The organism is Aquimarina algiphila (assembly GCF_947494415.1).
Taxonomy (GTDB): domain Bacteria; phylum Bacteroidota; class Bacteroidia; order Flavobacteriales; family Flavobacteriaceae; genus Aquimarina; species Aquimarina algiphila.
The window spans coordinates 1-16,843 of record NZ_CANLVC010000017.1 but is presented as its reverse complement, the minus strand read 5'-3'; the positions used below and the strand labels follow the sequence as shown (position 1 = coordinate 16,843).

The 16,843-nt window shown below is 31.3% G+C and carries 11 protein-coding genes; 6 read left to right on the top strand and 5 right to left on the bottom strand.

What is annotated here, in order from left to right:
• Positions 1 to 39: 39 nt before the first annotated feature.
• The 5 genes from PQF96_RS27965 to acs all read left to right on the top strand — a co-directional run bounded on the left by PQF96_RS27965 (position 40) and on the right by acs (position 7,407).
• A complete protein-coding gene (locus PQF96_RS27965; RefSeq protein ID WP_109435386.1) occupies positions 40 to 234 on the top strand; it encodes a hypothetical protein in 195 nt (64 codons plus the stop codon).
• The gene (locus tag PQF96_RS27960) at positions 227 to 2,911 is read left to right on the top strand and encodes an ATP-binding protein (protein WP_271770303.1); all 2,685 of its coding nucleotides are present in this window, start codon (positions 227 to 229) and stop codon (positions 2,909 to 2,911) included. Before PQF96_RS27965 ends, PQF96_RS27960 begins: the two co-directional genes overlap by 8 nt.
• Before the next feature lie 53 nt (positions 2,912 to 2,964).
• A complete protein-coding gene (locus PQF96_RS27955) occupies positions 2,965 to 3,327 on the top strand; it encodes a response regulator transcription factor (RefSeq protein WP_109435384.1) in 363 nt (120 codons plus the stop codon).
• A 268-nt stretch (positions 3,328 to 3,595) separates the two neighbouring features.
• Positions 3,596 to 5,503 carry an acetate--CoA ligase gene (locus PQF96_RS27950; RefSeq protein ID WP_271770301.1) on the top strand — a complete coding sequence of 636 codons (1,908 nt, stop codon included), beginning with the start codon at positions 3,596 to 3,598 and terminating at the stop codon, positions 5,501 to 5,503.
• Positions 5,500 to 7,407, top strand: a complete 1,908-nt coding sequence (acs, locus tag PQF96_RS27945; RefSeq protein WP_109435381.1) for an acetate--CoA ligase — start codon at positions 5,500 to 5,502, stop codon at positions 7,405 to 7,407. The genes PQF96_RS27950 and acs overlap by 4 nt, the downstream gene beginning before the upstream one ends.
• A gap of 92 nt (positions 7,408 to 7,499) precedes the next feature.
• Here the strand turns inward: acs and PQF96_RS27940 are convergent, their stop codons facing one another.
• The 5 genes from PQF96_RS27940 to PQF96_RS27920 all read right to left on the bottom strand — a co-directional run bounded on the left by PQF96_RS27940 (position 7,500) and on the right by PQF96_RS27920 (position 15,608).
• Positions 7,500 to 8,168 (bottom strand): 3'-5' exonuclease, encoded by a 669-nt coding sequence (locus PQF96_RS27940; protein WP_143916237.1) that lies wholly within the window; start codon positions 8,166 to 8,168, stop codon positions 7,500 to 7,502.
• A gap of 1 nt (position 8,169) precedes the next feature.
• Positions 8,170 to 10,083, bottom strand: coding sequence for a DUF294 nucleotidyltransferase-like domain-containing protein (locus tag PQF96_RS27935; protein ID WP_271770299.1), 1,914 nt, complete (start codon positions 10,081 to 10,083; stop codon positions 8,170 to 8,172).
• A 134-nt stretch (positions 10,084 to 10,217) separates the two neighbouring features.
• The gene (locus PQF96_RS27930) at positions 10,218 to 12,446 is read right to left on the bottom strand and encodes a hypothetical protein (RefSeq protein ID WP_271770297.1); all 2,229 of its coding nucleotides are present in this window, start codon (positions 12,444 to 12,446) and stop codon (positions 10,218 to 10,220) included.
• A gap of 23 nt (positions 12,447 to 12,469) precedes the next feature.
• Positions 12,470 to 14,392 (bottom strand): transglutaminase-like domain-containing protein, encoded by a 1,923-nt coding sequence (locus PQF96_RS27925; RefSeq protein ID WP_109435377.1) that lies wholly within the window; start codon positions 14,390 to 14,392, stop codon positions 12,470 to 12,472.
• 124 nt (positions 14,393 to 14,516) lie between these two features.
• Positions 14,517 to 15,608 carry a M42 family metallopeptidase gene (locus tag PQF96_RS27920; protein WP_109435448.1) on the bottom strand — a complete coding sequence of 364 codons (1,092 nt, stop codon included), beginning with the start codon at positions 15,606 to 15,608 and terminating at the stop codon, positions 14,517 to 14,519.
• 109 nt (positions 15,609 to 15,717) lie between these two features.
• Between PQF96_RS27920 and PQF96_RS27915 the strand changes: the two genes are divergently transcribed.
• Positions 15,718 to 16,437, top strand: coding sequence for a DUF4294 domain-containing protein (locus PQF96_RS27915; protein ID WP_109435376.1), 720 nt, complete (start codon positions 15,718 to 15,720; stop codon positions 16,435 to 16,437).
• Positions 16,438 to 16,843: the final 406 nt, after the last annotated feature.

The following is a 16,843-nucleotide window of genomic DNA, read 5'->3' as shown; positions in this document are numbered from 1 at the left end:
CCGTTTTTTTACTAAATTTATAAGGGTGATTTTATAAAAATGAAAAAAAGACATCAACAAAAGCTAATCGTACTATCTCTAGTGTTGTTTTTACTCTGGAATGTCCCTTTGATATTAATTTTTGATCAGTTTGGCGAATTTTTAGGGTTTCCAATGATTTATTTCTTTATTTTCCTGATATGGATTATTGCCGTTGCCATATCATTTGTGATTTTGCGTAAGCATTATGAATAACTATCTCCTGATAACGATTATTGTAATCTATCTGGCTTTCTTATTTCTTATCGCCTTTTGGGCTGAAAAAAATTCGAAAAGCAGATGGGTTAACAACCCATATATATATGTGCTTTCTCTGGCGGTATATTGTTCTGCGTGGACATATTATGGAAGCGTTGGTATTGCCTCACAATCTGGGATTAGTTTTTTAACAATCTATTTAGGTCCCGTAATTTCTATTCCGCTATGGATTGTGGTGATGAAAAAGATTATCCGAATTTCTAAACAACATAAAATCTCTAGTATAGCAGATTTTATCTCCTTGAGATATGGTAATAACCGTTTTTTAGGAGCGTTGGTCACTATGATTTGTGTTTTTGCAATAGTACCTTATATTTCATTACAATTAAAAGCAATTTCAGAAACCTTCGAAATTATTACTGATGAAACCAGTTATGTATCTACATCTGTTTTGGATGATTCTACATTTTACATAGCTGTGTTATTAGCGGTGTTCGTTGCTTTTTTTGGTACTCAAGCAACAGATGCTTCTCAACGTAGAAAGGGTATTATGACTACAGTAGCTGTAGAGTCTATCTTAAAATTAGTATTCTTTCTCGTTATAGGTATTTATGTAACTTTCTTTTTGTTTGATGGAACAACACAGATATATGAGAAAGCTTCTCAGCTCGATAATTTTCGTGAAATCACATCTTTCAATGGATTGGAAGCCGGATTTAATTGGATGTTCACGATTGCGCTTTCGTTTTTTGCAATCTTCTTATTGCCAAGACAGTTTCATGTAGCTGTAGTAGAAAATGACAGAGAGAAATATCTAAAAAAGGCAATTTGGTTATTTCCACTCTATTTGTTGTTGTTTAATGTTTTTGTAATTTTTATTGCCTGGGGAGGAAATTTGACCTTAACAGATGAAGTAAACCAGGATTATTATACACTGTTGTTACCTCTTCACCATGATAATCTTATATTGGCGATGTTAGTTTTTTTAGGAGGATTCTCAGCAGTAATTTCTATGGTAGTTGTTTCTACATTAGCCTTATCTACTATGGTAAGTAATAACTTGATTATTCCATATGGATTTCTAGATAAATTTATTAAAAGTAATCCAGAAAAGAATGCAAATTACATTAAGAATATCAGAAGAATATCGATTTTTTCTTTAATTATTATAGCATATTTTTTCTATATTAATTTTTCATATGAGTTATCATTATTTTCAATAGGATTGATCTCCTTTGTTGTAATAGCACAACTTGCCCCCTCGTTTTTTATAGGTCTTTTTTGGAATCGAGGTTCTGCAAGAGCAGCAAAAATTGGTATGATCATAGGAGTTTTTATAGTTATTTACACTTTGATTTTGCCTTTTGTGTTTAATGTGTTAGCAGAAAATAATTCATTTGTAGATCAAGGACTGTTCAGAGTTGAACTATTGAAACCATATGCATTATTTGGTATAGATTTTTTAAGTCCAGAGGCTCATGCTTTTTTCTGGAGTATGTTTTTTAATACATTTAGTTTCCTAATTTTTTCATTACTATCTAAAGGTAATTATAGAGAACGTAATTATGCAGAAATGTTTGTGAATAGCAGTAACTATGCTAATTTACAAGAAGGAGCATTTGTATGGAAAGGAGAAGCCTATGTTTCTGATATTAGAAATGTATTGACTCGATTTTTGGGAGAAGAACGAACAGAACGGGCATTAAACCTTTTCAACTTAAAATACAAAGTATCAAAAGAAGAAGAAAGAGCAGATTCAAGACTTATAAATTTTTCAGAAAAACTCTTAACAGGTAGTATAGGTAGTGCCTCTGCGCGAATTCTTATTGGTAGTGTTGCCAAAGAACAACCAGTAAGCTTACTAGAGGTTTTAAAAATTTTGGAAGAATCTAAAGAAACTATAGCCACAAATAAAGCATTAAAAGAAAAATCAAATGAATTAACTATTCTTACTAATCAATTAAAAGAAGCCAATAGTGAACTGTTGCTTCAGGATCGTTTAAAGGATGAGTTTTTAGATACGATTGCTCACGAATTAAAAACTCCAATTACGTCTATAAAGGCTGCTTCAGAAGTTTTAACAGATGGAGATGATATGCCAGACGAGCTTCAAAGTAAATTTCTAAATAATATTGTGACCGATGCAGACCGATTGGCTAGATTGATTCATAATATACTAGATTTAGAAAAACTATCTAGTGGCAGAGAGGAGCTAGAGATACAGTCTAATCAAATAAGCAGTACCATAGAAAAAGCAATTTATGGGATTTCACAAATTGCAGATAATAAAGGTATAAATGTAATTCATAAAAATGGATCAGAAACTATCGCAAAATATGACGAAGATCGCATGTTACAAGTATTAACGAATTTGCTTTCTAATGCTTTAAAATTTACAGAACCCGAGAAAGGAATTATTAAAGTTGTAACAAAAGAAAAGAAAAATGAAATTATGATTATTGTGGAAGATAATGGAAAAGGTGTCCCAAAAGAGGATTTCAATTATATTTTTGATAAATTTTACCAATCAAAACATCAAAATATCAAAAAACCTATGGGTAGCGGACTAGGTTTAGCAATTAGTAAAGAAATTATTGAAAGTCACCAAGGAGAAATATGGATTGATAAACAATATAAAAAAGGAGCTCGATTTGTATTTACCATACCTAAATAAGAATAAATAAAGAGGATAGTCTCAAAATCAACAGTACAGAAACCCTTATACCTATGAAAAAAATCTTAATAGTAGATGATGAACCAAATATTGTAATGTCGCTTGAATATACTTTTAAGAAAAAGAATTTTGAAGTATTTATAGCCAGAGATGGAGGAGAGGCTTTACAAATTGCAAAGGATAATATTCCAGATGTGGTGCTTTTGGATATTATGATGCCTAATGTAGATGGATATGAAACATTAAAAAAAATAAAAAGTAATCCGTCACTTAAAAATACCAAAGTAGTATTTCTTTCTGCCAAAAATAAAGTAGCTGATATTGAAAAAGGCCTAAAGTTAGGAGCAGACAAGTATTTGACAAAACCATTTTCAGTTAAAAAATTAGTTATAGAAATAGAAGAATTACTGAATTGATTTTTATTAAGATGAATAAAACAATTGTTTAACTAAAGTTAGTAAAGATGAAATTACGATTAAATCCTTTAATATCTGATATTGTTATATGTATCTATGTGATCGTTTCATTATACTTTCGCTTTAAGTTCGAAAACGAAACACCGATAAGCCCTCTTAACTCTATTGTAATGGGAGCTTGTTTTGTAATTATACTTTGGGTTCTTATAAAGTTAAAAGTATTGAACCCAAATTGGTTTGGTTTATTTAAGACTAAAAACACGAAGCCATGAAGTATAAAGAATTTTATAACCGAAGCATACAAAATCCTGAGGAATTTTGGAAAGAACAAATGCAAAACTTAGCTTGGTATAAAAAACCAAATACAATATTATCCAGAGATAGCGATAATCATTTTGAATGGTTTAAAGATGGCGAACTTAATTTAAGTTACTTATGTATAGATAAACATATCGAGGATGGGTATGGTCATCAAAATGCTATTATATATGATTCACCTGTAACCAATACAAAACAAAATATTACGTATAGTGAACTGCAATATGAGGTTTCAAAACTGGCAGGAGGACTTAATGATATAGGGGTTGTTACTGGAGATACAGTTATTATTTATATGCCAATGATTCCGCAAGCGATCTATGCTATGTTAGCTTGCGCCCGTATAGGGGCCATTCATTCAGTGGTGTTTGGAGGTTTTGCTCCTCACGAATTAGCGATAAGAATTGATGATTGTGAACCTAAAGTTGTAATAACAGCTTCTAATGGAATTGAAGTAGAACGTATTATTCCCTATAAACCCTTTGTGGATAAAGCTATAGAGGAATCAAAACATAAACCAAATTATGTTGTTAATTATGATAGGAAACAAGGAGTAGAAATTTCAAATAAATCATATGATATAGATTATGATGTACTCACTGCAAAAGCTTCGATAATAGAACCTGTGCCTGTATCATCAACTCATCCTTTATATATTTTATATACATCAGGAACGACCGGTACACCAAAAGGAATTATACGAGATTCTGGAGGGTATGCTACGGCTTTAAAATTTTCAATGAAATATGTGTATGGTGTAGATGAAGGAGATGTGTACTGGGCAGCAAGCGATGTAGGTTGGGTGGTAGGGCATAGTTATATTGTATACGGACCATTATTAAATAGAAATACAACTATTCTTTTTGAAGGTAAGCCTATCAAAACACCAGATGCGTCTACTTTTTGGAGAGTAATTAGTGAACATAAGGTAAAAGTTATGTTTACTGCACCAACAGCTATTCGAGCCATTAAAAAGGAAGACCCCCAAGGAGAATTGATTAAACAATTTGATCTGTCTAGCTTAAAATATCAATTCCTGGCAGGAGAACGTTGTGATGTAGCTACTCTAAAATGGACAGAAAATAAACTAAAAGTTCCTGTAATAGATCATTGGTGGCAAACAGAATCAGGATGGCCAATGTTGGCAAATATGGTTGGATTAGAATTACTAAAGATAAAACCTGGTTCTTCAGCCAAACCAGTTTGCGGCTATGATATTCAGATTCTAGATGAAGACGGAGTACAAACCTCTGCAAATGTTGAAGGATATGTAACAGTAAAATTACCATTGCCTCCAGGAACATTATCAAATTTATGGCGAAATCCTGAACGATATAAAGCAGGATATCTGGAACGTTTTGAAGGATATTATTTTTCGGGAGACGGCGGCTATAAAGATGAGGATGGTTATGTATTCATAACAGGAAGAGTAGATGATATAATTAATGTAGCAGGACATAGACTTTCTACGGCAGAAATGGAAGAAATTGTAGCTTCACACAAATCCGTTGCAGAATGCGCTGTTTTTGGAATTCATTGTGATATTAAAGGACAAAAACCCCTGGGATTGGTTGTTCTAAAATCTGGAGAAACAACAAGCAATGAACAATTACAAAATGAAATAGTCAATACTGTACGTAATAATATTGGGGCAGTAGCATCTTTTAAAAATGTTTTGGTTGTAAAGAGATTACCCAAAACTCGTTCTGGAAAAATCTTACGAAAATTATTACGCAATATTGCGAATAATACAGAATATAAGACTCCATCAACCATTGACGATGTAGCTATAGTAAAAGAAATCGAATATATATATAAAACACATAGATTAGGAAAATATAAAAATCAACTACAATGAGTAATTATCACATAAAACATCTAGAAGAATATTATCAAGTATATCGAAAATCACTTAGAGATCCCGAAACGTTTTGGGCAGAAGTTGCAGAAGAACATTTTATGTGGCGAAAGAAATGGGATAATGTGTTAAGTTGGGATTTTACAAAACCCGAAATAAAATGGTTTGAAGGGGCTAAATTAAATATAACAGAAAATTGTATAGATAGGCATTTACGCAATAGGGGACATAAAACCGCTATTCTTTTTGAACCTAATGACCCAAATGAAGATGCACAACATATTACATATAAACAATTACATGAAAAGGTATGTAAATTTGCCAACGTACTTAAAGAAAAAGGAATTCAAAAAGGAGATAGAGTATGTATTTATTTACCTATGATTCCCGAATTGGCGGTTTCTGTGTTGGCTTGTGCTAGGATAGGAGCCATACATTCTGTTGTCTTTGCAGGGTTTTCTGCAAGTGCATTATCGACTAGAATCAATGATTGTGAAGCAAAAATGGTGATAACGTCTGATGGATCTTATCGAGGGGCTAAAACAATTGATTTGAAGGGTATTGTAGATGAGGCCTTAGAAAGTTGCCCCGGTGTTCATACGGTTTTGGTAGCAAAAAGAATCAATTCAGATATTGCTATGAAAGACGGCCGGGATTTATGGTTGCAACCTTTGCTTGATGAAGCATATAAGGATTGTGTGCCAGAAATTATGGATGCAGAAGATCCTTTATTTATATTATATACTTCTGGCTCCACTGGGATGCCTAAAGGGATGTTGCATACAACAGCAGGATATATGGTATATACTGCATACAGTTTTAAAAATGTATTTCAATATCGCGAGAATGATATTTATTGGTGTACTGCTGATATTGGCTGGATTACCGGACATTCTTATATTGTGTATGGTCCATTGGCAAACGGAGCAACAACAGTTATGTTCGAAGGAGTACCATCCTATCCCGATTTTGGACGGTTCTGGGATATTGTAGAGAAACATAAGATTACTCAATTTTATACTGCACCTACGGCAATTAGAGCTTTGGCTAAAGAAAACCTGGATTATGTAACAAATCGAGATCTTTCTAGTTTAAAAGTTCTGGGAACCGTTGGAGAACCTATTAATGAAGAAGCATGGCATTGGTATAATGATCATGTAGGAGAAAAAAAATCTCCAATTGTAGATACATGGTGGCAAACCGAAACAGGTGGTATAATGATCTCGCCAATACCATATTCTACACCAACCAAACCCACTTATGCTACTTTACCATTGCCAGGAATACAACCTGCTCTAATGGATGAAAATGGTCTGGAAATAAAAGGGAATCAGGTAGATGGGAGATTATGCATTAAGTTTCCATGGCCATCTATAGCAAGAACAATATATGGAAATCATAAACGCTTTAAAGAGACATATTTTTCAGCTTTTGAAAATAAGTATTTTACAGGAGATGGAGCACTAAGAGATGAAGTTGGATATTATAGGATAACAGGAAGAGTAGATGATGTGATAATCGTGTCTGGTCATAATTTGGGTACTGCACCAATTGAAGACGCCATAAATGAACACCCGGCAGTGGCAGAATCTGCCATTGTAGGCTTTCCTCATGATATCAAAGGAAATGCTCTATATGGATTTATTATTCTTAAAGAAACAGGCGAGTATCGCGATAGGGATAATCTTAGTAAAGAGGTGAATCAACAAATTACAGATCGAATAGGACCGATAGCTAAGTTAAATAAAATACAATTTGTACCAGGGCTTCCTAAAACACGAAGTGGAAAAATTATGCGAAGAATATTACGTAAAATAGCTTCAAAAGATACTAGTAATCTAGGGGATACTAGTACATTGCTGAACCCTGAAGTTGTTCAGGAAATTATGGATAAAGCGTTGTGATATATAAGTATGAAATAAAACAATGAAGTATTTTTTTAATACTTCATTGTTTTTATGGTAAATAGGAGAAAGTATTTGCTCTTAGTATATTGTTAAAGTAATCCTGGCCTGTTGCGATTATAAAATAGATCCTTTAGAGTTATCCTTTTTTTACTGGTTAATTCACCAAGGATTTTTAAGAATATCAGTCCGGTTATATATGCATCTCCAGAGGCTGTATGTCTATCATGTTTTTTGATATTAAATATAGCGCAGAGTTCATCTAAAGAATAAGGTTTACTGTTGACGTGACATAATTCAGTTTTTTTAAATAACACCCCAGTATCCAGTACTTTATTTTTGAGTTTAGGTAATCTTTGCCTTGCTAAAATTTCATTGATCATTGCAATGTCGAAGGAGGCATGGTGAGCAATTAAAACGGCATCCCTGATATATTCCAGAAATTCAATTATAGCTTGTTTCTCATTGATTTTAATATTGTTCCCATCTTTTAGAATACCATGTATTTCCACTGTTTCTGGATTAAATGTATCCTGTTTTAAGTACAATTCGATACTATCTGAAACATCCATGGTATTACTAATAATACTAATTCCACCTATTGATAAAATACGATCATTTTTTATGTGTAACCCAGTAGTTTCAGTATCAAATACAATAAAACGAGTTATGTCTAGATCAAATGATTTCTTTTTGATAAAATGATTTCGGTATTGATTCCAGAAGTCAGGATAATTCTTATGTCTAAACCAATACAACATATTACAATAATTGAGATAAATTAAAACGTGTTCTGATGAGGTCTTGAATATCTTTTATAGATTTAAAACAACCTTTAAGTTTTAATCGATCGGCCTTACTCAGTGACTTAAGATCAATAAACCTTCCAGAATTTTTATGAAGTAATCCTTGCTGAGTCCTAAACGTAAGTAATATTTCAAAAGCATTGATACATGATGTAAATAAGTCTTTATTCTGAGGTTCAATTTGAGTTAATTTTTCAAAACGCAAAATTGTACTATTATACTCTTTGATGTTGTGAGATAAAACAAGTAATCGTGCAGCATCTACCATTGGCATTATGGCTCTGGTTTTGATGTCAAACTGATCTTTATGACGACCACTATGTTCAACCAGAAAATTTCTGAAAAAACTTAAAGGTGGAGGATTTTTTAGTGCATTTAGGCCTAAAAAATTTAGAAAGATCTCATATGTATTTATGGATTTAAAAATACTATCAGACATAGTATTCACTAATTCTTGATTGCCATAAACTAGAGTATAGTCAAAAAATATGGTACAGAGCATTATTTTATCTTGGTCGGGTTGAGTAATCCAATTATTAAATTGATTTTTCCATTCTTGTAAGGATAGACACCATCTAGGGTTGCTGGCCATCATTTTTGCAGGACAAAATTCAAAACCTACAGTATTAAGTTTTTGAGTTACTTTTTTAGATAAAGAAATGAAATAATCCTTGGTTCTATTATAATCTTTTTGAGGAACATTCTCAAAAACTAAAGCATTATCCTGATCTGTGAGTAGCAGTTGTTCTTTTCTGCCTTGACTTCCTAAAGATAACCAACCAAAAGTTGTTGGTGGGGGAGTATCCATTTCTTCTAAAGAAAGAGCAATAGCTTTTTCAATAATAGCATCATTAATAGAAGATATAACTTTAGAGATAAAAAAAATAGGAATATGCTGATTAATATATCCTTGGATAAGTTGTTCTGCTTTATTTCTGATATACCTTAATGTTTCTGCTTTTGTGGCTCGTTTTACTTCCTTAATAAGTACAGAAGGGTTATTTCCATGAATAACCACGATATCATGTTCTGATAAAATCCCTGTCAGTTTAGAATTTACGGTACCATCTTTGGTAATGCATAAATGCGTGATTTTGTTTTGAAGCATAGCGATCTGGGCTTCTGCAATAGAGATGTTTTCTGGATAGGTTATTACCGGAAAAGACATGATTTTATGAACCTTATCCTCTATAGAAAATTTACCAGTAGCAATTTTGGTCCTTAGATCTTTATCTGTTATTATACCTATTGGTTTATCTTGTTTTGTAATGACTATGGATCCAATTCTTTTATTGGTCATAAGTATAGAAGCTTCTGAAATAGTAGTATCCAGGGTGCATGTAATAGGGTTTTTTGAATATTGTGCAGATTGAATTTCGGTAAAGTTTAATTCGTTTTTTTGAATTTTTTTTATTTGCCCAAAGAGAGTGCCCTGGTTTTCATTAGAATATGGATTTCGAGTATTTGTAGCAAAACTTGCCAATAGAAATTTATTAACTTCAATATTTGTGGTAATAATCTTTTCTAATAACTCAGAGGATATACTATATATAATACTTTCTTCTATAGCTTTAGCACTAAGAATATAATTTCCTTTTCTTATGAGTGCACGTAGACCAAAGATATCTCCTTCATCACATTTGTCGACTAATAAATTATCTTCTTCTCTGAAAATTCCAATAGCCCCATCTTTTACCACATAGAAATGATTATGAATTTCATCATTATTTTTGAATACATATTTCTCCTTTTGTAGATAAACAACTTTTACGTTTTTTGATACGTTAGAAAGCTGTTCTTGAGTTAATAGATGAAAAGGAGGAAAGTCTTTTAAAAAATCAAAAATTCTTTCTGCAATTGTATTTTTCATACTACTAATTTATGTAAAAAGTAACCTGAAGAATATGAGATTTATCAGCTTTTGCTTAAGTGTTTTATTAAAAAGACAGCCCTCTATGTTAATCATAGAGGGCTGTCTTTTTGAATTTTATAGTATAAACTTAGTTATTTCTTTTTAAGCAGAATTTTTTCCTGAGAAAACTGAAAAGCAACTTCCAAAAATTCTAACATTTTATTCCAGTTACCATTGGGTTCATAATTGTTTTTGTAGTATTTATATGCTTTTACCGTTAATGTATCTTTGTTAAGATTAGCTTCGCTAATGAATCCACCAGTTTCATTTTCAACTTTCATGTTTAACTTTTCATAACCAGAGACCGTATATCCTTCTGGGATGTTAATAATAATTTCATTATTATATGACCTTGGATATGGCATATAAATGTTTTCTTTTCGATTTTTAGCATTGTCTTCTATAGAAACCTGGTTACCAATTAGCTTTCCTATTTCTAAGATATGATTAGGTCCAGCTCTTTTTATTAAATCATCTTTTATAGTATATTTTTCTTTATAATTTAATAAATCATCTATAGAATTTCTTCCAGTATTTACTATATCATAGGTGTAGTCCTCAATTTTAAAATCGAATTCGCCCTGAGTACTTTCTTCTAATCGTTTAAGTCTCTTTTTAGAACGTTTTTCTTTATAAGCAACAAAGGTTTGATCGTATTTTTTTCTATTTTTCTTATTTAGAAGATCTATAAAAGGAGTCGTTCCATATTTTTTATATTCGGCTTCAACATAATCAAAAAAGAACAGCCTTTCGTTCATTTGATTTACTTTATTGTGTCCTTTAAGAAAAGACTCTCTATGCACTGTGATTTTAGAAAATGTATCATCAAAAGTAATATTCGAAATTTCTTTTGTGTTATTATCTGTATATTTTGATATGGGTAATTTGGATTTCTCGACTTTTTCCAGCTTATCATATTTTTCAGTAAACTTCATGGCATAAACCTTTGTGCCTTCAACAGAAGAAGGAATCCAGTTAAAAAAGGTATTGTTGCCAAAAGGGTATACATAAATAGGTTCTTCTAAGTTCACTTTTATTATCGAAGTGAGATTCTTTCGGATTAATAGATCATCAATACTACCATCATACCTATGCTTAGCTTTTATAATTTCAAACGGAATGTCATTTCTTTTTAGAAAGGAACCAAAACGAAGCAAAAACTGGGACTGTTTTGTTACCAAAATAGGGTCTTTATATAATACTAGTGGATAATATAAGTCGGTTAATTTCTCTTCAGTTGCTATCACTCCTTCTAGATATTGATTGAGATAGACATGACGCATATAGTAATAAGCTTCTTCTACTAATTCTTTTTGACTAAGCTCTTTTTCTTTAAAAAATTTCTTGATGTCTTTGGCTACATACTTTAAAGGATATCCATTTTTATATTCCTCCAGCATTTCTTCAGAAGTCATCCCCTTTTTTATAATGTCTTCTTTTTCTGATAAAAATGCGTTTGTTCTATCTTCGTATACATTTGATTTAGCAAACGATATTTGATATTTAAAAGACGGGTATTCTACCAATGGGTATAACCATTGTAAAGATTCTACTTTCTCTACATTTTTTGCGGATAATTGATATTCTTTATCACGTTGTTTAGGCGCTGTAATATCCTTTAATTGGGGAGCTCCATTATAAGAATTAAAGTTAATAAAGAAATCGTTTTCTACTTTTAGTTTCAGTGAAAAATCCATGGTAGGGTATTCTCCTCCTAAAGTAGTTTCTATAGCATCCATTACATAACTCCCGGAGGTTTTGTATTCTTCATAAGAATAGATGTAAAAATCAATAATATCGCCAATTTCTAATTCTGGAACTGCAAGTTTATAGATTTCATCAGATTTAATTTTACTCTTTATAAAACCATAATAGTATACGGCTTTATCAGAAGAGGTTTTGATTTTTTCTTTTTCGACATCAACCTCTTTTACATCTCCATTGGGTTTGATGATTTTTATACCCATCCAGGTTTTAATCTCTTTAATTCCTTCAATTAGAAAAGTAGGATAATTAAATTCAGAGAATTTTTCAACAGCTGCTTTATCATTTAGTTTAATGATTCTTCTGGTTAAGAAAAAATTATCTAATGATTTTTTACTTTTATTATAATAATGATTTTGGTTATCTAAAATAACAACAGCAGATTCGTTTTTCCATTTTTCTGGTACAGTAGGGATTTTTTTATAGGTATCATTTTCTCCCCAAATAAAAGCCTTAATGTCTTCAGATTTTTTGGGTTGTGCATATCCAAATAAAGTAATGCATAAGAAAAATAGAGTAAAGAAATAGATAGATTGATGATTGTGGTATTTTTTCATGTTTTTTTAGTGGGTATAAAATTTTATTTTCCCTTTGTTAAAATGATTTGTTTTTGGTATTGTTCCTTTAAATTATAATGAAAACCCTTCCATGCATCAATCGCATTAGCACTAATTTTTGCGTTCTTAAAATGAATTGTTTTTTCATATTTTATTTTCTTACCATCTGTTTTGTAACTAAAAATGATTTCGAAATCGTCATTTTTGATTTTTAAATCTTTTGGTAATTCTTTAATTTTATAATCTGTTGGTATTTCTAAATTGATAGCGGTTTTTTCAAAGATTTTGTATGGAAACATATAATCGATAGACCTCTTGTCGAGGTTAAGGTTTTTATATTCTTTATAATAATCAATGTCAATGTACAATTCGTCTTCGAAAGCACTCACTGCATTTTTCTGATTAATATTATATTTTAGACTTAGATCACCATCTCTATCTGTAATATCCGTAACATCTATATTAGCTATGGATAAATTATTGTCATCCCTTTTGATATACCATTCTAATATTTGTTCTCTTTTATCTGTTTTTAAATTGTTAATACTATATAAGAAGTGAGACTTACTTTCTCCTTTATATTCTCTGGAAATCTTACCTATTAACTCCTCTTTTTCAATAATAAAATCGCCTACAAATGTTTCAAGATTTTGAGTTGATTCATATAAAGGGATTTTGTCAAGAATATAACTGTCTCCATCTTCGATAAGTACTTGTTTGTTTTGTATTCGTTCTGCGCTATAATTTAATGGGTTGTATTTTTCTGTAGAGTCCAGGTAATATTTTTTATCACCATTAATAACTGTGCAAATCATATGATTATCTACAGCTATAGTTGGTAAGGAATAATCATATGCAATACGCTTGGTACCAATCCATGTGAGTCTTGCATCAAAACCTGCGATTTTTAACATTTGCTTAGTAAGGTTAGCCATTCCCTTACAGTCACCATATTTTTTGCGATATACATTTTGAGCTTCATCGGGCTTAAACCCGGCAATTCCATCTTCAAAAGCTATATATCTTATGTTATCCTGGACCCAATAGTAAATTGCTTTTATTTTATCCTCTTCTGTCTGGCTGTCTTTGATTATTGATAAGGTCTTTTCTTTTATAGTTTCGGGATCATCTTTTAGTTGTTGAACAAGAGAATAATACCAATTGTATAAATCTCCAGTATTATTTAAAAGTGTTTTTTTCTCTCCGGTTTTTTGATGAGATTTGGCTAAGAACAGTAAATGAGGTCTGTAATATGTTGGCCCTGGTTTATTCTCATCTTTTGGAATAGCATTGCTGTTTTCAAGAGTATAAATATAGGTAGTAATACCATTTTCATCATCTCTTTTAGAATCTTTTGTAATAGATGCATTATCAAAGTTAATCTCTTTTATGTCTAAAGACAGCCAATCCGGGATATGAACTTTAATCGTTTTCTTAAGAATAGGATAAGTGTCGTCAAAATAAGTGTTGACAAAATATTTTATATCGCTATATGTTTTGGTATAGCTAAAGTTGTATTTATAACCTAAAAGGGGAAATTTTAATGTCGTCCATTTTACTCTGGCATCGGTATGAAACAACTCCTCATTATTATAGTATTCATCACCAAAATATATTCCTGCGTTTTTATCATTTCTATAAGATACTTTTAATCTATCTATTGTAGATTGTTCGTCATAAAATAGATAAAGAGGTATTTTGGTTCTGGAGTCCAGGTTAATGTATTCCTGATTATTGTTGTGTTTTACAATTACTTGTTCTGTTTTCTTGTCAAAATCAAAAGAAATATCTTCAACATGGTTTAAAATAGCAACATCATCTTCTAGGTACTTTTTTTTTAATTCTTTAGCGAGTTGAATATCTTCAGAAGTAGGGTCAATATTCTTTTGAGGAAACAATACTAAGTGATATAGTAAAAATACTATTAAAGTAGTTTTTTTATTCATTCTGAGAGTTTTACGTAAACTTAATAAAGACAAATATAATATTCCAAATGAAAAAAGACCACAAAGTCGATAATCGTCTTTGCGGTCTTAAGTATTTTTTAAAGTCTTATTCTAAAAAGAAATACTATTTATTAAAATAGCTGAAGCTTTCCCCAGATTTAATATTTAACAGACTTTCGTAAATTAATTTTATAACATTTTCTACATCATCTCTGTGTACCATTTCTACTGTAGTGTGCATATAACGCAACGGTAATGATATCAAAGCAGAGGCAACACCACCATTACTATAAGCAAAAGCATCAGTATCTGTTCCTGTCATTCTACTGGAAGCCATACGCTGAAAAGGAATTTTTTTACTTTCTGCAGTAGTAATAAGAAGCTCTCTTAACCTGTTTTGAACAGCAGGAGCATATGAAATTACAGGACCATCTCCGATTTTAGTTTCTCCTTGAGTTTTCTTTTCGATCATCGGAGTAGTAGTATCATGACAAACATCAGTAACAATGGCAACATTTGGTTTAATAGTATGTGTAATCATTTCTGCACCTCTAAGACCAATTTCCTCTTGCACAGAATTAGTGATATACAATCCAAAAGGAAGCTTGTCTTTATTTTCCTTCAATAAACGGGCAACTTCAGCGATCATAAATCCCCCCATTCTATTGTCAAGGGCACGACAGACAAATTTATCCTTATTCAAAATAAAAAACTCATCAGGATAAGTAATAACACAACCAACATGAACTCCTAATTTTAGAACTTCCTCTTTGGTGTTACAACCCACATCAATACAAATGTTCTCTAGAGTAGGGGCTTGTTCTTTTGCTCCTTTTCTTGTATGTATGGCAGGCCATCCAAAAACACCTTTTACAATACCTTTTTTTGTATGAATGTTAACACGTTTAGAAGTTGCGATCTGATGATCACTTCCTCCATTTCTGATAACATAAATAAGCCCGTTATCTGTAATGTAGTTTACATACCATGAAATCTCATCAGCATGTCCTTCAATAACAACTTTGTATTTAGCCTTAGGGTTGATTACACCAACAGCAGTTCCATAAGTGTCTGTTATGAATTCATCTACATATGGTTTTAGATAATTCATCCAGATTTTTTGCCCTTCCCATTCATATCCGGTTGGAGCAGGATTATTTAAATATTTTTCAAGAAAAGTCAAGGACTTTTTATTTAGAATGCTTTTTTTTGCCATGGTATTATTTGGTTTTATTGCGAAAATAATAATATTCACATTCATTTTACAGTTTACTATTGGTTAATTGCTAATTTTGGAACAATTTTAGAAGCTCTCAAAGTCTATTATGTCTAAACATTCAATATTATATATAACATCTCTAATGTTTGTGTCCTTACTATACTCTCAAAAAGGAACTCAAAAGCAGATTGATACTTCTTTAGTAGATACTACAGGATTTATACAGTATTATATTATTGATGGGGATACGATACCTCATGAAGCTATAAATCTCGATGAGGTTATTATTTTACGAAGATTAAAATTTAAAGATAAACTGTCCAGAAGACGATATCTCATACTTAGACGTAAAACTAGAAAAGTATATCCTTATGCAAAATTGGCTGCAGAAAGATTAACAACACTTAATAATCGATTAGAAAGTATCCAGTCCAAGAAAAAGAAAAAGCGATATATAAAAATATTGCAAAAATATATGGAGGAGGAGTTTACAGCAGAGTTAAAAAAACTCACACGTACAGAAGGGCAGATACTTGTAAAATTGATTTATCGTCAAACAGGTAATACCATGTTTCAATTGGTGAAAGAATATAGAAGTGGATGGAAAGCTTTTTGGTACAATAGTACTGCCAAATTGTTTAATATTTCATTAAAAGAGAAATATGACCCTATTAATGTAGAGGAAGATTACTGGATAGAGGATATTTTACAGCGTAGTTTTCAATCAAATATTCTTAAAGAGCAAAAAACTGCATTAGATTTTAGTTTTTATGATTTGAGAAACAAATGGTCAGATACAACAAAAACAGCCTCAGGTAAGAATTAATTTGTGGGTATTTCCCCAATGCTGGGGTCAGGCTGTCCGTTATATCTTTTGTTGTAGAGGAAGATCTTTTATTAGATATTAGAAGTTGTGATGTTAAGAATAGGGCATTTTAAACCATATAATATAAACAAAAGGATGCCACTTCCATCCTTAATACAGGTATTAGATAAAAATTAGAATAGGGCAGAGTTAAGTAAAAAAGTCTAAAAAACTCGTACTCAGTTTAATTAATTTTATTATCTTAGCTTTCTATCTTTTTTAAAATCAGGAGTTTCCTTATTTCTTGAGAATTTTTCTAAAAAAAGATGTTGCTTTTGTTTTAATTAGTATATATTTGCACCCGCAAAACGGGGTATTGTTTTGTTTAGTTCATTGAGATTTGGTTTATTTTTTTAGGGGGTTTAAG